Annotated in this window: 15 protein-coding genes; 12 read left to right on the forward strand and 3 right to left on the reverse strand. The window is 58.3% G+C overall.

The window, feature by feature from the left end; all coding sequences use genetic code 11:
* Positions 1-224 precede the first annotated feature (224 nt).
* Entirely contained in the window at positions 225-3,983 is a 3,759-nt protein-coding gene (gene metH / locus TM5383_RS10465) for a methionine synthase (RefSeq protein ID WP_058318987.1), read from the reverse strand.
* 226 nt (positions 3,984-4,209) lie between these two features.
* Between metH and TM5383_RS10470 the strand changes: the two genes are divergently transcribed.
* The 5 genes from TM5383_RS10470 to TM5383_RS10490 all read left to right on the forward strand — a co-directional run bounded on the left by TM5383_RS10470 (position 4,210) and on the right by TM5383_RS10490 (position 10,503).
* The gene (locus TM5383_RS10470) at positions 4,210-5,100 is read left to right on the forward strand and encodes a metal ABC transporter substrate-binding protein (protein WP_058318988.1); all 891 of its coding nucleotides are present in this window, start codon (positions 4,210-4,212) and stop codon (positions 5,098-5,100) included.
* Between the two features lie 30 nt (positions 5,101-5,130).
* Entirely contained in the window at positions 5,131-6,045 is a 915-nt protein-coding gene (locus TM5383_RS10475) for a manganese/iron ABC transporter ATP-binding protein (RefSeq protein ID WP_269431435.1), read from the forward strand.
* Positions 6,042-6,911, forward strand: coding sequence for a metal ABC transporter permease (locus TM5383_RS10480; RefSeq protein ID WP_058318989.1), 870 nt, complete (start codon positions 6,042-6,044; stop codon positions 6,909-6,911). Before TM5383_RS10475 ends, TM5383_RS10480 begins: the two co-directional genes overlap by 4 nt.
* Complete coding sequence (locus TM5383_RS10485; protein ID WP_058318990.1) at positions 6,908-7,741, forward strand: metal ABC transporter permease; 834 nt, start codon at positions 6,908-6,910, stop codon at positions 7,739-7,741. The genes TM5383_RS10480 and TM5383_RS10485 overlap by 4 nt, the downstream gene beginning before the upstream one ends.
* A 254-nt stretch (positions 7,742-7,995) precedes the next feature.
* Entirely contained in the window at positions 7,996-10,503 is a 2,508-nt protein-coding gene (locus TM5383_RS10490; RefSeq protein WP_156415727.1) for an ATP-binding response regulator, read from the forward strand.
* An 85-nt stretch (positions 10,504-10,588) separates the two neighbouring features.
* Here the strand turns inward: TM5383_RS10490 and TM5383_RS10495 are convergent, their stop codons facing one another.
* Both TM5383_RS10495 and TM5383_RS16885 read right to left on the reverse strand, forming a co-directional pair.
* Entirely contained in the window at positions 10,589-12,826 is a 2,238-nt protein-coding gene (locus tag TM5383_RS10495) for an ATP-binding protein (RefSeq protein ID WP_058318992.1), read from the reverse strand.
* A 13-nt stretch (positions 12,827-12,839) separates the two neighbouring features.
* Positions 12,840-14,165: a response regulator gene (locus TM5383_RS16885; protein WP_197407397.1), complete on the reverse strand. Its 1,326-nt coding sequence runs from the start codon at positions 14,163-14,165 to the stop codon at positions 12,840-12,842.
* A 328-nt stretch (positions 14,166-14,493) separates the two neighbouring features.
* Between TM5383_RS16885 and TM5383_RS10505 the strand changes: the two genes are divergently transcribed.
* The 7 genes from TM5383_RS10505 to TM5383_RS10535 all read left to right on the forward strand — a co-directional run bounded on the left by TM5383_RS10505 (position 14,494) and on the right by TM5383_RS10535 (position 21,558).
* A complete protein-coding gene (locus TM5383_RS10505; RefSeq protein ID WP_058318993.1) occupies positions 14,494-16,020 on the forward strand; it encodes a TadA family conjugal transfer-associated ATPase in 1,527 nt (508 codons plus the stop codon).
* Positions 16,013-17,008, forward strand: a complete 996-nt coding sequence (locus TM5383_RS10510) for a type II secretion system F family protein (protein ID WP_058318994.1) — start codon at positions 16,013-16,015, stop codon at positions 17,006-17,008. The genes TM5383_RS10505 and TM5383_RS10510 overlap by 8 nt, the downstream gene beginning before the upstream one ends.
* Before the next feature lie 12 nt (positions 17,009-17,020).
* Entirely contained in the window at positions 17,021-17,974 is a 954-nt protein-coding gene (locus TM5383_RS10515; protein WP_058318995.1) for a type II secretion system F family protein, read from the forward strand.
* Positions 17,975-18,572: 598 nt separating this feature from the next.
* A complete protein-coding gene (locus TM5383_RS10520) occupies positions 18,573-18,755 on the forward strand; it encodes a Flp family type IVb pilin (protein ID WP_058318996.1) in 183 nt (60 codons plus the stop codon).
* Positions 18,756-18,822: 67 nt separating this feature from the next.
* Positions 18,823-19,338 (forward strand): prepilin peptidase, encoded by a 516-nt coding sequence (locus TM5383_RS10525; protein ID WP_058318997.1) that lies wholly within the window; start codon positions 18,823-18,825, stop codon positions 19,336-19,338.
* Positions 19,339-19,384: 46 nt separating this feature from the next.
* Positions 19,385-20,206, forward strand: coding sequence for a Flp pilus assembly protein CpaB (cpaB, locus tag TM5383_RS10530; RefSeq protein ID WP_058318998.1), 822 nt, complete (start codon positions 19,385-19,387; stop codon positions 20,204-20,206).
* Between the two features lie 83 nt (positions 20,207-20,289).
* Entirely contained in the window at positions 20,290-21,558 is a 1,269-nt protein-coding gene (locus tag TM5383_RS10535) for a CpaE/TadZ family protein (RefSeq protein ID WP_058318999.1), read from the forward strand.
* Positions 21,559-21,578 lie beyond the last annotated feature (20 nt).

Consider the following 21,578-nt stretch of genomic DNA (forward strand, 5'->3'; position numbering starts at 1 on the left):
CAAACCGGCCGTAGGTCACGCCCGCGGGTGTCCCTACGTTACGTCCTTCCAGCGCGTGACGAACGTAGCCGCGCCACAAAAGATGCATTCCGACAGCACCTTTGACTTGCCCCCGACTGATTTAACGCTAGGTTCCACCCTCTCCACCGAGGAGACTTAAGACCCCACTCAGACCTTCGGGTCTGGCACCACCCTGCGCAGGCAGGGTGGTAGTGGCGGACAGGTCATTCCGCCGCTGCTTTCGCATAGTCGACCGGCTGATAGTTCAACACCGGCGCCAACCAGCGTTCTGCCTCTGCCAGATCCATTCCCTTGCGTATGGCATAATCTTCGACCTGATCGCGCTCAACCTTCGCAACGCCGAAATAATAGCTGTCAGGATGCGCCAGATAGAGGCCCGAGACAGAGGCGCCCGGCCACATTGCATAGCTATCGGTCAGTGCCACACCTGTTGCTGCCTCTGCATCCAGCAGGTCAAACAGCGTCGCCTTTTCCGTATGGTCGGGTTGCGCCGGATAGCCCGGTGCGGGGCGGATGCCTGCATAGACTTCGCGGATCAGGTCGGCGTTGGTCAGATCCTCATCTGCGGCATAGCCCCACAGCTCGCGCCGGACCTTTTCGTGCAGACGTTCGGCAAACGCTTCGGCCAAACGATCGGCCAGCGCTTTGACCATGATCGACGAATAGTCATCACCCGCCTCCTCAAACGCTTTGGCGATCCGATCCTCTTCGGCCCCAGAGGTGACAACAAACCCACCCACATAATCCGGCACACCCGCTGGGCCGACGAAATCCGCCAGTGCGACGTTCGGCCGCCCAGCGCGTTTGGTGCTTTGCTGGCGCAGGGTGTGTAGGGTCGCCAAGGGGGTGGTGCGGGTATCGTCGGTGAACAGCTGAATATCATCGCCCAGCGCATTGGCGGGCCAGAAACCAACGACGGCCTTGGGCGTCAGCCACTTTTCATCCACCATACGGGTCAGCATGGTTTGCGCATCGGCAAAGAGTTGACGCGCGGCTTCCCCCTGTTTTTCATCCTCCAGGATCTTTGGGTAGACCCCGCGCATTTCCCACGTCTGGAAAAACGGCGTCCAGTCGATATAGCGCGCCAGCTCGCTGAGATCCCAATCGTCAAACGTACGGGTGCCAAGGAAAGAAGGCGGCGTGGGCTGATAGCTGCCCCAGTCACAGCGATAGGCGTTATCACGCGCTGTCTCTACGCTGATCCGCTTCTTGGCCAGTTCGGCACGGGCGTGTTTTTGGGCGACCTCGGCGTATTCCTTGCGGACGTCTTCGATATAGCCCCCCTTCTGCGTCTCACTCAGCAGGTTAGACACCACCCCTACGGCGCGGGAGGCATCAGTGACATAGATCGCCTGCGCACTCTCCAGACTAGGATGGATTTTCACCGCTGTATGCACCTTGGAGGTGGTGGCGCCGCCGATCAGCAACGGCTGGGTCATGCCTGCGCGCTGCATCTCACTGGCGACATGTACCATTTCATCCAGTGACGGCGTAATCAGACCAGAGAGGCCGATGATATCCACCCCCTCATCCCGTGCGACCTGTAGGATCTTCTCCGCCGGGACCATCACGCCAAGGTCGATGATTTCATAGTTGTTACAGGCCAGCACCACACCGACGATGTTCTTACCAATATCGTGCACGTCGCCTTTGACCGTCGCCATCAGCACCTTACCCGCACTTTCGGCCGCGCCGTCCTTTTCCGCATCCATATAGGGCAGCAGCACAGCCACCGCCTGTTTCATCACCCGTGCGGATTTCACCACTTGGGGCAGGAACATCTTTCCGGCGCCAAACAGATCACCCACCACATTCATCCCCGCCATCAGCGGTCCTTCGATCACATGCAGGGGACGCTCGGCACTTTGACGGGCCTCTTCGGTATCTTCCTCAATGAAATCGGTGATCCCGTTGACCAGCGCATGTTCCAGACGTTTGGCAACATCCCATGTGCGCCATGTCATATCCTTTGCGGCGCCTTTACTGCCCCCCTGCCCTTTGAACCGCTCTGCCAGTTCCAACAGGCGTTCGGTGGCATCACGACGACGGTTCATCACCACATCCTCGCAGGCATCGCGCAGCTCGGGATCAATCTGATCATAGACCGCCAGCTGACCGGCGTTGACGATCCCCATATCCACGCCCGCCTGAATACCGTGGAAGAGAAAGACAGAGTGCATCGCCTCGCGCACTGCCTCATTCCCACGGAAACTGAACGACAGGTTAGAGATCCCCCCAGACACATGCACATGCGGCACATCGCGGGTGATGCGGCGCGTGGCTTCGATGAAGTCGACGCCGTAATTGTCATGCTCCTCTATCCCCGTGGCCACGGCAAAGACGTTGGGATCAAAGATGATGTCTTCGGGCGCGAAGCCCACCTGCCCCGTGAGGATGTTATAGGCCCGCGTACAAATTTCGACCTTGCGGTCCGCTGTGTCGGCCTGTCCCGTTTCATCAAAGGCCATCACAACCACAGCCGCGCCGTAACGGTGGCACAGACGCGCCTGATGCAGAAATGCCTGCTCTCCTTCCTTGAGCGAGATGGAGTTTACAATCGCCTTGCCCTGCACACACTGCAGGCCTGCCTCGATCACCTCCCACTTGGAGCTGTCGATCATAAGGGGCACACGGGCAATATCGGGTTCCGAGGCGATGAGGTTCAGGAATTCCACCATCGCGGCCTGACTGTCGATCAGCCCTTCATCCATGTTCACATCAATGATCTGCGCGCCGTTTTCCACCTGTTGGCGCGCGACCTCGAGCGCGGTGGCATAATCACCATTGGTGATCAGCTTGCGGAAGCGGGCGGAGCCGGTGACGTTTGTACGTTCGCCGACATTGACGAAGGGGATGTCTTTGCTAAGCGTGAACGGTTCCAACCCCGACAGGCGCATCAATGGCGCGGGGGTTGGCAGGGTGCGGGGCGCAATGCCCTCAACGGCCTGAGCGATTGCGCGGATATGGTCATAGGTCGATCCACAGCAGCCCCCCACCACGTTGACCAGCCCCTCACGGGCAAATCCGGCGATCTGACGCGCCATCTCTTCGGGGCTTTCGTCATATTCGCCCATCTCATTGGGCAGGCCCGCATTCGGGTAGGCGCATGTGAGGGTATCCGCGACACCCGCAATCTCTGCCATATGGGCGCGCATGGCATCGGCCCCCAGCGCACAGTTCAGCCCAACGGTCAGCGGCGCCGCATGGCGGATCGAATGCCAGAAGGCGGTGGGCGTCTGCCCCGACAGGGTGCGCCCCGACAGATCGGTGATGGTGCCAGAGATCATCACCGGATAGCGCAGCCCGCGCTCTTCAAACACCTCCTCACAGGCGAAAATCGCTGCCTTGGCGTTCAGCGTGTCAAAGATGGTTTCGATCAGCAACAGATCGGAGCCCCCCTCTAACAACCCACGCACCTGTTGAGCATAGGCCACGCGCAGCTGGTCGAATGTCACTGCGCGGTAGCCGGGGTTATTCACATCAGGGCTGATTGAGGCCGTGCGATTGGTCGGCCCGATGGCGCCCGCCACATAGCGTTTGCGCCCATCCTCCGCCTCTGCACGGTCCATCGCACGGCGCGCCAGACGGGCGCCTTCGATGTTGATCGCGTCTACCAGCGCCTCTTGGCCATAATCGGCCTGCGCAATGGTGGTGGCGGAAAACGTGTTGGTTTCGACGATATCAGCACCGGCAAGGGCGTATTGGTAATGGATATCCTCAACCACATCCGGCCGCGTTAGGTTCAAGAGGTCGTTGTTACCGATCAAGGGCGTGTCGCTGTGGATATGCGCGTGACAGGCACAGCCTGCACCATGTCCCGCGTGATCACCGTTAAAGTCACCTTCCACCAGACCCAGTTTCTGGATCTGCGTGCCCATCGCCCCATCCATCACCAGAATACGGCGGGCGGCAGCGCCTAAAATTTCATCGAAGGTGGCAGAGCGGGGCAATTGAGCGGACATCGGACGGGCCTTGGCTAGGAAAATAACAGTTCCGCCTGTCTATTCGCCGCCCATCCCCAAACATACCTCATAATAATAAACTCAAACATGAGGATAACTCACATTAAATCCCCGTATGATCCACATTTTGAGAACCATTCGCAAAAACGCGCCACGTCACTCTTGAGAATGGTTCGCAATTGCACTACTTGGCCTTTAACGCCCCCTCTCTGACCGGAGACCTGCAATGACCAAGTCCCTTTTCACCTCTGTCGCACTTGCCGCGCTGATCGCCAGCCCTGCGATGGCTGACAAGATGAAGGTTGTGACCACCTTCACCGTTCTGTCTGACATGGCTCAAAACGTCGCCGGTGACGCGGCAGAGGTGGTTTCGATCACAAAACCGGGGGCAGAAATCCACGGCTATCAGCCCACCCCCCAAGATATCGTGCATGCCTATGACGCGGATCTGGTGCTGTGGAACGGCCTCAATCTGGAACTGTGGTTTGAACAGTTCATCGCCAATCTGGGCGAAAAGCCGTCGGTGACGCTGACCGATGGGATCGACCCGATTTCCATCGCTAGCGGGTCCTATGAAGGCAAGGCAAACCCTCATGCCTGGATGGGGCTGGATAATGCGCTTGTCTATATCGACAACATCGCCGCCGCCTTCGCGGAACATGATGCAGCCAATGCTGAGGTCTACAAGGCCAATGCCGAGGCCTACAAAACTCAGCTGCGCGCCACCATTGAGCCGCTGAAAGACCAGATCGCCGAAGTGCCAGAGGATAAACGCTGGCTGGTGTCCTGCGAAGGCGCGTTCAGCTATCTGGCCAAGGATCTGGGTCTGAAAGAACTATACCTCTGGCCGATGAACGCCGATCAGACCGGCACGCCGCAACAGGTGCGCAAGGTGATTGATGGCGTACGGGACAACAATATCACCGCCGTATTCTGTGAGAGCACCGTCAACACGGACCCAGCGAAACAGGTAGCGCGGGAAACCGGCGCCAGCTACGGTGGGGTGCTGTATGTCGACAGCCTCAGCACCGCGGATGGTCCGGTGCCCACCTATCTGGATCTGTTGCGCGTCACCTCTGAAACCATTGCATCTGGCCTGACCGCTGACATCAACTGAGCCGGACAGTAGATTGATATGAAAGACGATATGCCCCTGACGCACGCCGCCGAGATGAAGGATTTCACAGGTTCCGCAGATGTCGGCGGGGGCATTTTTGCCCGTGACGTCACCGTCACCTATCGCAACGGCCACACCGCCCTGCATGACGCCACATTTGCCATCCCGCGCGGCACGGTGACCGCGCTGGTCGGTGTGAACGGCGCGGGTAAATCCACGCTCTTTAAGGCGATCATGGGCTTTGTCCCTGCCGCCAAGGGTGAAATCCGCCTGCTGGATCGCAGCGTCAAACAGGCGTTGAAGGAAAATCTGGTCGCCTATGTTCCCCAGTCCGAAGAGGTCGACTGGGCCTTCCCCGTGCTGGTGGAGGATGTGGTGATGATGGGGCGCTATGGCCATATGGGCCTGCTGCGCCTTCCCCGCGCCGCCGATCATGCCGCTGTTAATCAGGCGCTGGAGCGCGTCAATATGCAGGATTTCCGCAAGCGCCAGATTGGCGAGTTGTCCGGCGGGCAGCGCAAACGGGTGTTTCTGGCCCGCGCGCTCGCACAGGACGGTCAAGTGATCCTGCTGGATGAGCCGTTCACCGGCGTGGATGTGAAGACCGAAGATCAAATCATCGCCCTGTTGCGTGAGCTGCGCGATGAGGGGCGGGTGATGTTGGTATCGACCCACAACCTCGGCTCTGTCCCCGAATTCTGCGACCGTACCGTGCTGGTCAAAGGCACCGTGCTGGATTACGGCCCAACCGAGACCACCTTTACCCGTGACAACCTGAAACGCGCCTTTGGTGGTGTGCTGCGCCAGTTCACGCTGGGCGGCCAAGAGTTGCACGATGATGACGATCCGCGCCAGATCTCGATCCTGACCGATGATGAGCGTCCCTTTGTGCAATATGGCGAGCGTACGCACAAATCGGCAGACACAGCGGACACCAAAGAATGAACGTCCTGCTGGAACCTTTCACCTACGGCTATATGGTCAATGCGATGTGGGTGTCCGCCCTAGTCGGCGGGGTCTGCGCCTTTCTGTCCAGCTACCTGATGCTGAAAGGCTGGTCGCTGATCGGCGACGCGCTGTCCCATTCGGTTGTACCCGGTGTCGTCGGTGCCTATGCGCTGGGTCTGCCCTTTGCCCTTGGCGCGTTTATTTCGGGCGGATTGGCGGCGGGGGCGATGCTGTTTCTGTCGGATCGGTCGGGGCTGAAAATTGACGTGATCATCGGCCTCATCTTCACCAGTTTCTTTGGCCTTGGCCTGTTTCTGGTGTCGCTCAATCCCGCATCGATCAATGTGCAGACGATCACCATGGGCAACATTCTGGCGATCACGCCAGAGGATACGTTGCAACTGGCGATCATCGGTTTTGTCAGCCTCGCCGTTTTGTTGGCGAAGTGGAAAGACCTGATGGTCACGTTTTTCGACGAAAGCCATGCACGTTCTATCGGGTTGAACCCTGACCTGCTGAAACTGGTGTTCTTCGCCCTGCTCTCTGCCTCTATCGTGGCGGCAATGCAGACGGTGGGGGCGTTTTTGGTGATTGCCATGGTGGTGACACCGGGGGCGACGGCCTACCTGCTGTGCGATCGCTTCCCACGGTTGATCATGACGTCGGTGGCGATTGGTGTGCTGTCCAGTTTCATCGGGGCCTATGCCAGCTATTTCCTTGATGGCGCGACGGGCGCGGTGATTGTGACGCTGCAAACGCTGGTCTTCCTTGCTGCCTTTATCTGGGCGCCCAAGCACGGCCTTCTGGCCGCACGGGCCAAGGCCCGTGCCGCGCTGAACCGCCCGGCGGAGGAGGCTGCGTGATGGATCAGCTGCTGTTTCCCTTCATGTTTCCGTTCATGCAGAACGCCTTCTGGATCTGTGCGATTGTGGCGGTGCCGACGGCGCTTCTGAGCTGTTTTCTGGTCCTCAAAGGCTGGGCGCTGATGGGCGATGCAATCAGCCATGCGGTGCTGCCGGGCATCGTGCTGGCCTATATCCTTGGCCTGCCCTTAATCCTTGGCGCATTTGTGGCAGGCATGGGCTGTGCGGTGGCGACGGGTTATCTGGCGGAAAACAGTCGGGTGAAACAGGACACGGTGATGGGCGTGGTCTTTTCCGGCATGTTTGGGGTTGGCCTGCTGCTGTACACGTCAATTGAGACCAACGCGCATCTGGATCACATCCTGTTTGGCAACATCCTAGGCGTGGGCACGCAGGATCTGTGGACCGCTGGCATTATCGCGGTGCTGACCAGCGTGGCGATGGTGGTGAAGTGGAAAGATCTGATGCTACACGCCTTTGATCCCGCCCAAGCGCGGGCGGCGGGGCTGAACGTGAACGTGCTGCATTACGGGTTGCTGACAGTGCTCAGCCTTGTCATCGTTGCGACGCTCAGCGCCACCGGTCTGATCCTTGCCATCGGGTTGCTGATTGCGCCGGGGGCGATTGCCTTCCTTATCGTGCGTCAATTCGGCTGGATGCTGGTGGTGTCTGTGATCGTCAATATGGCGGCAATGCTGGGGGGCACTTACATCAGCTTCTTCATCGACAGCGCCCCTGCCCCCACAATCGTTCTGGTCCTAACGGCGATGTTCCTGATCGCTCTGATATGGCGACGTTTCAGCGACAAACGTCGCCAGCAGATCGTATAAATCCAAAATGCCAAAGCGACACAACACGAGGAAAGCGTATTTCTCCGTGACCCTAGCGTCAGTTAAATGATCTAGACATGTTGGTTCAGTTCACGCAACAGTGAACTTAGAAGGATTCTCAGTGCAAGTTGATTTCCACGCCTGAGCAGCATTCGTGCGGCCAAGGCTTAACAAAGGCGATTTGAGGCAAGGCATTGCGTCTGCATACAGACATAAATGATACTTTCCCCAATGTCGGCGCCGAAGGCGATCGGGTGCTGATACGTGCGATGCTGCAAGAGCCGCAGGTGTCTGTGACAAGGGAACGGCTTGACCGTCAGTTTCCCGCCCTGTTTCCACTGATTGTCACGATTGTCGCGATCCTATGCTTTATCGCGGGGGATCGCCGCAGCCTGCTGGATGTCGCCGACTACACGCTGGCACGGCATATGCCGCATCCCTCGACTTTGCTTTTGCTGGTTGGCTTTAGCCTGTTCGCCCCGGCCAAGCGTATCTATTTCGCAGTGGCCTTTGTGGCGGTTCACCTCAGCATGACCTACCTCGCCTTTGCCAGAGGCAGCTATCAGGTTACAGACCATATCAGCCAGACCAGTTTCACCTTTTTCAGCCTCTGCCTGAATGCAGCGTTTGGCCTGACACTGGCCTACCCGGCGCGCAAATTGGAACCGCTGCTGTCGCGCGGCCCGTTGAAACCTGCATTGGATGTCTCCTTGTCTGCGACCCTGCTGGTGATTTTGCTAATCGGTGGCCTGATCGCGTCGTCACTTGGCATGTGGGCCGCATCTCAATGGCTGGGCTATGGCACCCGCCTATTTGAAGATGCAATCGTCTTTGCCATGAGCGAAGCCGTGGTCGTGGCCGTGTTCACACCGATGTTGCTGGTGATCGCGGTCTACCCGCCGTCTGCGGCGGAATTAGCAAAACTGGCACCGCTGTTGATTGTCTTCTTGTTGCTGGGAATGCTGGACAAGGCACTGGGTTGGCAGACAGAGCGTGTCTTTACTGTGATGTTCGCCATTCTGCTGCGGTTCCTGCTGCCTGTCGTCAGCGCCTTGCCGGTCACTTTGCTTGGGCTGATGGTGCAGCGGATGGTATTGCCCGACGAAACCCTGAACTGGTCCGAAGACTACCTGATCTTTGCCAGTTTTCTAACGTTGCTGACATTCTTTGATATTGTGTTGCTGAACCAACGCTCCAGGATCCGCCGCAGCACGACCCTGCGCCAGAAACTCTCCAATTCATACGAGTTTTCGAAGTACGGGCATTTCCTGTTCAGCGCGCGTCTCCAACGGTTCTGGATGGATGATATGATCCGTATCGCGGCGCAGCGGACCTTCAACGATACGCTGACCGACACCCTGCGCCGTATGCCGCAAGAGGATGCGCAAACTTTGAACCGCATTCTATCGGGCTATGCCCCCGAACCTCAGGCCGCGATCATCCGAATTGCGGACGGCAATGAATGGGCTGACGATGCGCCCCATCATGTTTACCGTTTGCACAGCGTGTCGGAAATGTCTTGGCAGTATGGGCTGGTTACCATCGGCACACTAACCGACATCACCGAGCTGCACGAAACTTCAACCACTCTGCGCGAAACCCTGCGCCAGCTGGAGTTTAGCAAGGAACGCCAACACCGCCTGTTCGCGCTGATCAGCCATGAATTGCGCACCCCTGCCGCATTGCTGAAAATGCTGGCCGAACAAATGCACGACACACAGGATTGGGACCAGCTGGGGCCGCGTATCGATGGGGTGCTGCAGCAATTCCTTGGTCTGATGGATGACATGGGCAGTGTGGTGCGTGACGAGGATCTGCTGCCCGCTAACGATAGCCGTTTCAATCCAAATGAAATGCTGGCGCATCTGATCAACGTCTATCGCGTTGTGGCAGAAAATGCCGGGATCAGCATCGACCTGCACAGCAGTCCAAAATACGACGCAGACCGCATTCTGGACGTTGGGCGCCTGCATCAGATCCTAGGTAACCTGATCCGCAATGCCATCCTGCATTCACAGGGCACGCATCTGGTGATCAGCTATCGTGAACAACATCAACACGGCCAACTGTGTGGTGTCTGGACTGTAGAAGACAACGGCAAGGGCATCCCGCAGGCCCTGCTTCCCGGTCTATTTAGCCCCTTCAACCGCAAGACCCACGGCGTTCATTCGCAGGCAGACGGCTCTGGCTTGGGCACCTATATCGTTAAACTGTTTGTCGACAAAATGCGGGGCACCGTCGAATACAGGGCCGTCGCCACTGGCGGATCGCTGTTTGAGGTGACACTGCCACTGAAAACCGCCCCGGCTGAGGTGCCCAAAGCGACACCGCTAAACCAGCCCCACAAAGTTAACCGCACCGTCCTCTTGATCGAGGATAACCCCCTTGTCGCGGAGATCACCCAATCCCAACTGCTGCGCCGGTTTGATGATGTCGTACAGGTCGCCAGCGGCGAAGACGCGCTGGACTATATGCGCGACATGACACCGGATCTTGTTTTGACCGATGTGGAACTGCCCGGCATGAACGGGGTAGAGGTCTGCAAAGCACTGCGCGCACTAGGGTTCGAAGGCGCGATTTTCGGACTGACAGCAGGTGCCACCAGTGCCGAGGAAATCCTGGCGGCAGGGGCGCAGGGCATATTGACCAAACCGCTCTCGATGCGACATTTCCTGCATGATCTGGCAGATTTGGACGGTTGGGAGGACCTCGCGGTTCTGTTGGACGGCGAAGCGATCGCGCCCACGCAGAACGTGGGCTGAGACATCCAAAGCTAAACGCCCCGCCGCTGGGCATTTGACCGACCAGCAACGAGGCGAAACCGATAGTACAGCGCGGACTGCCGGATTACCCGATACGGAAATTCAGTAGCGGCAGTCGCGACAGGAACGCACGGGCCTCATTTCGGAAACGCGCCTCTTCGCGGGAAATGTCGCCGCCGGCGCGCAGCGCTTCTTCCAGCGCGGTGGCCGCCAGCGACAAATCGCGTTCCCCGATCTGCCCCGCCTCAGCGACAACACGGTGCGCCATCGCCATCCGTTCGGTGCGCGACTGTTGACTGTTCAGCCCATCCTCTAGTCGGTCACGCAAACGGCCCAGAAACCGCTGTGCCCAATCCTTGCCCATCAGGTCGACCATTTGTTCCACCTCGGCAAAAGTGCGCGTGGTTTTGCGCGCTGCAGCCCGTTTGGCATGGCGTTCACCCGCCTCTTCGAGGACCGCGCTGATTGCACCGACCAAATCGTTAATCTGGAAAGGCTTTGCAACAAAGGCATTGGCCCCGGCCTGAATCATCTGTTCAATTTCCGACGTCATGCTGGTGGCGGAAAAGGCAACCACAGGAACATCGCAGAACGGTTTAGGCAGCTTGCGGATCTGGCGGGTCAGTTCTACCCCGCTAAGTTCCGGCATCTGCATGTCACACATGATCACGTCAGGGTCGTACTGCATCACCTGCGCCAGCGCATCTAGGGGATTGGTCACGACCTCTACATGTATGCCCTCACGGCCCATGATACGCTGGATCAATTCGCCAGTATCAACACTGTCATCTACCAACATCAGACGTTCCGCGGCCGCGTTCAGAACGGACAGTTCCGGCACCTCGATCGGCAACTCGCTGCGTGCATCAATCACGGGCAGATCCACATAGAACCAGAAGGTCGTGCCCTGCTGTGGCGTGCTGTGCATTTCCAGCTGACTGCCCATCTCATGAACCAGCCCCTGCGCAATCGCCAACCCCAGACCGCTGCCACCGCCCGACTGCGCCTGAAACCCGCCATCGGTCTGCACATAGCGGTCAAACAAACGCTCCTGATCTCCTTCGGCGATACCGATCCCGCTGTCTTGCACTTCGATACGCAGTCGGGCTGTTTCACCGATAACCCGGGCGTCCGCCTTCAGCGTCACCGATCCTTCATGGGTAAACTTGATCGCATTGTTCAAAAGGTTCAGCAGAACCTGTGACAACCGCAGTGGATCACCTTGCAGACTGCGCGGCATGTTGGATGAAATTTCGCTGCTCAGGATCAAACCCTTCGCCTGCGAATGGACAGACACCAGATCTACCGCTTCGCGGAACAGTTCATTGGGTGAAAAATCCTCATCCCGCAGTTCCAGACCGCCTTCTTCGATGCGGGATAGATCCAACACATCATCGACAATCCGGCTCAGCGTGCGCCCCGCATTGTTGAGGCGCGACACCTGCTGTTTTTGATCCGGACTAAGGGGTTCACGGCCCAGCAATTCGGAGAAGCCAAGGATTGCATTGAGCGGCGTGCGGATTTCATGGGTCACGGTGGACAAGAAACGGCTTTTGGCTTTGCTGGCCTGATCCACCTCGGCCATGGCCTCTTTCAGTTCGTCTTCGATTTCCTGCCGGCGGGCCATTTCGCGAAATCCCGTCACCAGAACCGTGGACAACAAAAACACTGTCGCCGCCAGAAAGGCCACCATCAGCGAAATCTTGGCGCGGGTGCGTTGTTCAAGGCCTACGAGGTGTTCCTGAGCCAGACCCAGCTGAGCCTCTTGCATTGCGACTTGCAAATCACCAAAGGCCAATACTTTTGTACGCAGGGCCGCCAGATCTGCCGCTTGCCCTCCTGCCAAAACGACAGTTTTCGCGGCGCTCAGGAGAATTGTCGCCTCTTGCTGCAACAATTCCAGCTGCGCCCCTGCGGGCAAACGATAGGCAAAATCCTGTAGGCTATCTCCGGTCAGTGCCAGCACCTGCTGGCGCTGTTCCAGTGCCAGCAACGCATCTCGGGGCGCCTGATCTGAGATTAGGGAAACGACACCGTCGCCTTGGCGGGCAATAGTGGTAAAAACCTCTGCCCCGCGGGTGGCCAATGCGATTTGCTGCGTTCCATTCGCCACCGTAGACACCAGCGTAAACAGTTGCAGCGTTGCGGCCGTCGCCAGCAAACCGGCGAAGCACAATTTAACAACCGCGCCGCGCAAACGCCCTGTCAGACGCCGCGCAAAACTGCGCGTTTCACCCGCATCGGATGGGGCATGGTCGGTCTGAAAACTCTGACCGTTGTCATCCGCAAGGGATGACGAAGACGCAGAAGCAAAGGAAAACATAACTGTACTCAACTCATAACAGCGGGGCACCAACAGCCACAGCGGAGGTCCGGTTGGATACCCCCAACTTGGTAAACAAGGCGGTGACATGTACCTTGACGGTACCGATCCCCAGGTTCATCTCGCGCGCAATTTCTTTATTGGACATGCCCTTCACCAGCAGTTCCAGCACATGGCGCTGGCGCGGTGATAGATCCGGCAGTGTTTCCAATTCGGCCACATCCCCCTGCGCTTGTGTCGCGTTGGGGGCCGGCGCTGGGGCCGGTTCGGGCACATAACGGGCGGCGGCGGCCAGATCTTCGGCGTCTTCGCCGAACTGGACCTCTTGCCCGTTTGAAAAACTCAGAACGACACCGGCATCAGTAGTGGCACCCGCATCCAGTTCCGGCGGTTCATGCAGCAAGGCAGGCGCATAAATGCGGCCCTGCAAAATCTGCGACAGCGCCAACTTCAATTCGCCGATACCTTCGGCTTTGGACACATAGCCGTAGGTGCCGACGGCCAGCGATTGCAAAACGTCGTTTCGATCCTGCGACGCAGACACCACCGCCATCTTGCGCACACCTGGATGGGTCTGACGCAGCTTACCAAGCGATGCAGCGCCTTCCATCCCCGGCATCCGCAGGTCAAACAGCGCCAGATCGACACGCCCACACGCGGCAATGATCTGTTCGGCCTGATCTAGATTGCTGGCCTCAAACACTTCGGTAAAGCCGAACTTGTCTTCCAGAATGGTTGTCAGCGCCATGCGGAAATATTCGTCATCGTCGGCCACCACGGCCACCGTATCAGTGAGAGAGATCAGGGGCTGTTCTGCCTCACCTGCACCGGCGGCTTGTTCCATCAACACACCAGCAAGAGCGCTGTCGATATACACCTTGCCCTCTGCCACCATCCGAAGCGGTGTATCCAACACCTCATCTGGCGCGGGGTGCAGAATGATCCCATTGGCACCCTGACGCAGCGCCAGACGCGCCAGCACTGGTTCCATGTCTGCGGCTACAAGCGCGATATGCAGATCCGGCGCCTCTCTCAGGGCGCGGGTGATATGATCTGCCTCCAGCGTATCCTCGGTAAAGCTTTCCAGCACCAGAACGTCGATGTGATCGTGTTCCAGCACGTTAAAGACATCAAACCAGCTGTGGGCCAACTGCACCGAAATCGGACCACCCGGTGTCACGTTCAATTCCGCCTCGGCACCATCGCACAGAACCAGCACCCGCAAACCCGCAGTCAGGCTGCGCGACGCATCAAGCGGGCGCGCATTCTGCGCCGTGGACTGGTCCAGAGGCTGATCAAGGTTCGGGTCACGCGTATAATCGCGGGGAATGTCGGTCATCGGTATGTCCGTCGCAGCTATAAGTTCAGTCGGCGCTTTGGCGGCGGGCGGCAGATCGTCCATGCATCAAAGCGCGCGAATCTTCTCCTTTAGCTTAGCGTTTTGCGGTCGCCTACTGGGGGGCGCATAGGTCTGACGGTCGGCTCCATTCGGAAGTGGCCTACATACTTTTTGCCGCCCTCCCCTCCAAATCCGCCAGCAAACCCGCCTTGGCACTTCGGCCATGGGGATGAGTTGTGGCAGCCACGCCTCACGGTGCAATCTTGCGGCAGCGCATTCTCTGTGCGCCGTTTCATTGCGTGTTGTCCCTATCGTTTCGAGGTTACCCATGTTTGGCAAAAGAACCGGCTCCGCCCCCAAGAAAACCGGCCGTCCCGCTCAGAGCGTCCTGTCCAGTGCCAAACCCGCGACAGAGCCGCAGCGCCCTGCCCCCGGCGCCGAGGCAACCTCAGCCCCCGCGCCCAAGGCACCCATCGCTCAGAAACCCGACACCAAGGTCATCCCCAAGGGCAAGGCAGAGGCACGATCCCCTCAACCGACCGAGGCGGACAGCGCGCGCTACAAGCTCAAGGCCGAGATCATGGAAACCCTGATCTCGATGCTGGACATCAACCAGCTGGCACAAATGGGCGAAGGCGAGGAACGGCGCGAGATTGCGAATTACGTCACCGACATTCTGGCGGTGAAGAAAGAGGTGATTTCTGAAAGCGAACAGAAACATCTCATCGCTGACATCACCAACGACATTCTGGGCTATGGCCCGCTCGAACCGCTGCTGGCGCGTGATGACATTGCCGATATCATGGTGAATGGCACTGACCCGATCTACATCGAGGTCAGCGGTAAAATGGAACGCACGCAAATCCGTTTTCAGGACAACCGACAACTGTTGAACGTTTGTCAGCGCATCGTATCGCAGGTGGGTCGTCGCGTGGATGAAAGCAGCCCGATCTGTGACGCCCGCCTGCCCGACGGTAGCCGCGTGAACGTCATCGCCGGCCCACTGGCCGTAGATGGAACCGCCCTCACCATTCGTAAATTCCGCAAAGATTCCCTGACTCTAGAGGATCTTGTTAACTTCGGTTCCATCACCCCCGAAGGCGCCGAAATCCTGAAAATCATCGGTCGCGTCCGCTGCAACATCCTTGTGTCCGGCGGTACAGGTTCGGGCAAGACGACACTGCTGAACTGTCTGGCGGGGTTCATTGAAACCACTGAGCGTATCGTTACCTGCGAGGATGCGGCGGAACTGCAATTGCAACAGCCTCATGTTGTGCGTCTGGAAACCCGCCCGCCTTCGCTGGAGGGCACGGGTGAAGTGACCATGCGCGATCTGGTAAAGAACTGTCTGCGGATGCGTCCTGAACGGATCATCGTGGGCGAGGTACGTGGACCAGAGGCCTTTGACCTGTTGCAGGCGATGAACACCGGCCACGACGGTTCCATGGGTACGGTCCACGCCAACACCCCCCGGGATGCCATGTCACGGATGGAGGCAATGATCACCATGGGCGGATCGCGCCTGCCAGTACGCACCCTGCGCGAGATTATCGCGTCGTCTGTGGATGTGATCGTGCAGGCCCAGCGTCTACGCGATGGTTCCCGTCGTATCACCCACATCACCGAAGTGCTGGGGATGGAGGGCGATGTGCTGACCACGCAGGATCTGTTCCTCTACAAAATTCTGGGCGAGGACGAAAACGGCAAGATCATCGGTCAGCACCAAAGCTGCGGCATCAGCCGCCCCAAATGCTGGGAACGCGCGCGCTACTTCGGCTGTGCGGATGATCTGACCAACGCCCTGCGCGCCGCCGAGGCGAAAGAAGACGGGATGGAGGGCATGCACCATGTTTGATTTTGTCCAATCCAATCAAGCTGTCCTGCTGCAGGCTGCGATTTTCCTGTCGGTTTTTGTGCTGGTCGTCGCCTTGATGTTGGGATCATCGGAAACCGCGAATGAAAGCCGCCTGAAAAAACGCATGAACCGCGTCAGCGGCAGTGGTGGTGGCCGAGTGGTCCCGGGTGCGGATGCTATTGATGCCGAACTCCGCCGCCGCCAAATCCGATCCGCAATGAAGGACGGCAAAAAGGGCAAAAACACCAATTTCCAGACCCAGTTGAAACAGGCCGGCCTCAGCTGGTCTAAAAAAACATTTGTGCTGGTATGCCTCGGCACTGCGCTCAGCGCATTTTTCGGTCTGGCGATTGTGGCGCAGATCAACCCGATCATCGCAGCCCCCATCGCCGCGGTTTTGGGATTGGCCTTGCCCTACTTCTATGTGGTGCGCGCCACCAAGCGGCGGTTGAAGAAGTTTTCCGATGAGTTTCCCGCCGCACTGGACATCATTGTGCGCGGCGTTAGCGCCGGTTTGCCGCTAAGCGAATGCCTGAAGACCATCGCGAACGAAACCAAGGAACCCGTGTGCAGCGAATTCCAGATGCTGCTCAACGACCAGTCTGTTGGGATGCCGCTGGAAAAGGCGGCCCATCGTCTGGCACTGCGGGTGCCGTTGGCGGAAACCTCGTTCTTTGCGATTGTTCTCGCCGTGCAAAGCCGCTCTGGTGGGTCGCTCAGCGAAATTCTGAACAACCTTTCGCTGGTGGTTCGGGGTCGCAAAATGCTGGATGCGCAGATCAAAACCATGTCGTCCGAGGCTAAAATGTCCGGTCAGATGATCGGCGCGATGCCGATGCTGGTGGCAGCCGCACTGTTCTACCTCAGCCCTGAATACATCAACGTGCTGTTGGGCACGCGCATGGGACAGGTCATCCTTGGTGGCTGCGCTTTGTGGATGTTCACCGGCATCATGGTGATGAAGAAAATGATCAACTTCGACGTCTAAAGGGGGAAGAACATGCTGAACCTCTCTGCCCTCTCGCCGCAGATGATGGCCATTATCCTGTTGTCCGTCGCCGGTTTTCTGGTGGTTCTAGGACTGGCCATGCCACTGTTGAAAAAGGAAAACCTGCAACGCCGTCTGGCAAAGGTCGCAATCGAACACGGCGGCACCCAGACAATGCAGCAGAAGAAGTCATTGATGACCCTACTGGGGTTAGGCGGCGGTAAGCGTGCAACACAACAGGCCAATGTCTTTGCCAAATTGGCGGGCACACAATCCACTGCGATCCTAAAGAAACTACGCATGGCGGGCCTACGCAGCAGCAATGCGCTGGGGGTCTATGTGATGATCTCCATCCTGATGCCGATAGCGATGGCGGCCGTGGTACTGTTTTACGGTGTGGTGATTTTTGAAAAGGAATGGACCCTACAAAACATCGCCATGCTGGGCGGCGGCGGTTTGGGCCTGGGGCTGTTGTTGCCACGGATGTACATCAGCAACCGCATCACCAAACGCCAGGAATCGATCCAACGCGCCTGGCCTGATGCGCTGGACCTTTTGCTGATCTGTGTGGAATCCGGTTACGGCATCGACGCCGCGCTGATCCGCTTGAGCGAGGAAATCGGCATGCAGTCCAAAGAACTGGCCGAAGAAATATCGCTGACATCGTTGGAACTCTCCTACTTGCAGGACAGAACGCAAGCCCTTGATAATCTTGTGGAACGCACAGGAATGGATCCGGTGCGGCAGGTGGTCGGTTCATTGAAACAGACCGAAAAGTACGGCACCGACCTGGGCCGCGCCCTGCGGGTTCACGCCCAAGAAAGCCGGGATCTGCGACTGGAGAGGGCCAAGGAAAAAGCCGCCGCCTTGCCGCCGAAACTAACCGTGCCGATGATCGTGTTTTTCCTGCCGATCCTGTTCGTCATCATCATCGCGCCTGCGATCATCCAGATCATTCAGGGCTAGCCCCACAGCCCCGCTATACCCCATCGCAGGCCCGGCACATGCCGGGCCTTTCCATGTGTCTGGGACCGCCACACAGACGCGCAATGCGCCGCTCGGCATCGCGAAAACTCAGACGCTCAGCCCAACCAACGGCGCGACTTTAACGGGCTGCCAAGCTGGCGCTGAAACCGGCCCAGACCGCCCATCACACACATCGTGCCGCGAGTGATTCTGCGGGTGATTCATGTCGATCAGGACCAGCATTTCACCACATAGCCTAGTGTTTCCCTGAGTCGCCCAACGACTTAATCCAGATCAGTTTTCATATTGAAAACAGTCGATTATCCGCCCCTTCGCAGGCAACGCATCCACCAAAGTATAGGGGCTTAACGACTTTGGCATCTCAGCCACCTGACCAATTTCTGCGACTGTCCTAGGGTATCCGGCTGAATTTCGCGGGGCGTTTTTTTACTGCATTCTCTTCCTCAACGGACGGTCACTCGAGCAGTCTCGGACCTACCCAGTCTGAGGACCGCCCGTCACAAACAAACGCCAATGCGCGACATCATATTCTGTCCCCCCGGTTACGAGTTACCGGAAACCTTGAAAGGAAAGTCCCATGAAAAAGTTCCTGACCAAATTCGCCAAAGGTGAATCCGGCGCGACTGCAATCGAGTACGCCCTGATCGCTGGCCTGATTTCCGTGGTTGCCATTACCGCCCTGACCACCCTGGGGGGAAACTTGGATTCCACTTTCACGACCATCTCCGACTCGCTGTCGGCGGATGACTCCAGCACCTAATAGTTGCTGACACGGTTTCTGATGTCCCGGACCATCCGGTCCCCCCAAACCCAGTAAGGAGGCGAAAATGTACCTTTCTACACTTTCCCTCCTTTCCTTGGCCGGTTTTGCACTGCTTTCGGGTGCTGCAGCGGTCCGGGATATCAGAACGACGACCATTCCGAACGGGGTGATCCTGATGTTGCTGGCTGGCTACCTGTTGGTAGCCGCCGCTTCAGGCTGGACCCGCGACGAGATCACCAACAGCCTGATTGCTGCCGCAATGGTGTTTTTCACCGGGCTGATGCTGAACGCGATGGGATGGTTGCCCTGGCAACGCGGAACACAGTTGGTCAAGTTTGCCGCTGTGTGCTGTCTGTGGCTGGGGGCACCTTTGGCGGTGACGCTCATGGGCCTATCGGCTCTGATCGCAGTCACCTCTGCAATTCTGCTGCTGTGCCTGCCTCAAATTCCGGCCCAGCGCACCAACAATCAACGCGCCTGGCCCGACACGGCCCGACGCCAGATCCCTGCAGGCTTTGCTGTTGCCGCCGCTGCGGTTTTGCTACTGCCTGCGTCCCCTTGGGTCATGTCTGTTTCCTGACCCACGCCTCTACAACCTGTCTTTCCTCTAGCGTGAGGGTGTACCCATGTTTCGTTCGTTAATCATTGTGACAGCGCTTGTCTGCGGTGGCTCGGCCACCCTCCTGGTCAATATGTCCACCCCACAAGGCAGCGAAACCGCAAACGCTCCGCAGGTGGTTGAAGAGGCCCCTACCCTGAAAGTTCTGGCCGCTGTGCGCCCAATCACCCAAGGTGTCGAACTGACCGAAGGCGATCTGGGCTGGATTGAATGGCCACGCAACGCCGTGCATTCCAGCATGGTGTCTGACACCGACTCTCCTGATGCACTGAAAAACACGCTGGGCAACATTGCCCGTATGGATATGTTCGCAGGCCAGCCGATCCTGCCTGACAGCTTCGCCAACACCCGTCAGGGCTATTTGTCTTCGCTGTTGTCGCCGGGCATGCGCGCCGTTGCGATCAAAATCAGCGCGGCCAAGACCGCAGGCGGTTTTATCCTACCGAACAACCGTGTCGATATTCTGCTGACCCAACGCTGTGATGACGAAATCCGGTGCCGCACCAAGATGAGCACCGACACCATCCTGCAGAATGTCCGCGTTCTGGCGATCGACCAATCGGGCAGCAATGCCGATGCCGACGGCGCTGTGCTGCTTGGCAAGACCGCCACCCTCGAACTTTCGCCCGATGATGCCGAGCAGATCATCGCGGCGGAAGCCAGCGGCAACCTTTCGCTGCTGCTGCGCTCTATCGACGACAACGAGATCTTTGAGCCGAAAAAACAAGAAGTGGCCAATCTCACCCCCGAGGTTCAAGAGGTCGCAGAACCTCCGCGCACGGTGAAAGTGACCCGTGGCGGTGTCTCGGAAATCGTCGTGTTGAACTAATCGACGTGCTGAACTGACAACATCCCCCACCGGCGTATGCTGCCTCTCCCCCCTGGTATGCGCTGCCCCCCGAGGTATACAGTATGAAGATCTTTACGAAATTCACCGCGGATCCTGCCGATCCCGATAATGTCGGCGGTATGCGACCGGCCATTGGCCGCCTACCCGCCATGACCTGCGACGCCTTTGCCGCGACACCGCAGACCCGCAATGCGCTGCAACAGATGCAGGCCAGCCGCCATCTTTCCCGCGTGCGCTGCCAGTTGATGAGTGGCGGCATGGAGCAAGCGATCGCCGCCTATCAGGACGCGGACAGCCCGGACCTTTTGGTGGTTGAGGTCGACGATGACCCGACCAAGCTGTTCAATCAGTTAGATGAGCTGGCGCAGCTGTGCCGCGTGGACACCGAACTGGTGCTGATCGGCCCCTCCAATGACATTGCGCTTTACCGTGCGCTGACCCGCCAGGGCGTTGCGGACTACCTGCAAACCCCTGTGACCGCCCCCCTGCTGGTCACAGCCCTGTTTGAGCTGTTCCGCGATCCAGACAAGGTGCATCTAGGCCGCATTCATGCGGTGATCGGCGCCCGTGGTGGTGCGGGATCATCCACGATTGCCCATAACGCCGCGTGGATGCTGGGCGAACAGGCCCGCGCGCAGTCTATCCTTGTGGACCTGGATTTCGAGTTTGGCACCGCTGGCCTGTGCCTGAACCGCAATCCCGAACAGGATCTGATCGGTGCGATCACCAATTCCGAAAAGCTGGACGACCAGAAGCTGGAACGCCTGCTGATCAACTACGACGATCAACTGCGCCTGCTGGCTGGCCCGCAAAATCACCAACAGGACCGCGAACTGGACCCCGAGGCACTGGCCTACGCGATGGATCTGGTCCGCGTTCTGGCGCCCCATGTGGTGCTGGACCTGCCCTCAACTCTTAATCCCCTGACGCGCAAGGCGCTGTATCTGGCGGATGAGGTGGTACTGGTGGCCACGCCTGATTTGGCCAGCCTGCGCAACACCCGTTCGCTGATTGAAATGCTGGCCTCGATCCGTATTGGGGAAAAGAAACCGCATCTGGTTCTGAACCAGATCAAACAGCCCAAACGGCCAGAGATTAAGCCGACCGATTTCGTCAAAGCCTTGGGCGTTGAGGACCATGTGGAACTGATGTTTGACGCCGCCAAATACGGCAGCGCCGACAACAACGGCACACTGGTTGCCCAGCACAAACAAAACCGCACCCAGCGACAGGCCTTTGGCAAGCTGGCAACTGGCCTCAGCGGCCTCAGCAATCCCGGAGACGCAGCTGTTGGCCTGCGCTTCTTCAAGCGGGGCAAGGGCAACAGCTAACACCAACTGAATATTCGCTA

The organism is Thalassovita mediterranea (genome assembly GCF_001458435.1).
GTDB lineage: Bacteria > Pseudomonadota > Alphaproteobacteria > Rhodobacterales > Rhodobacteraceae > Thalassobius > Thalassobius mediterraneus.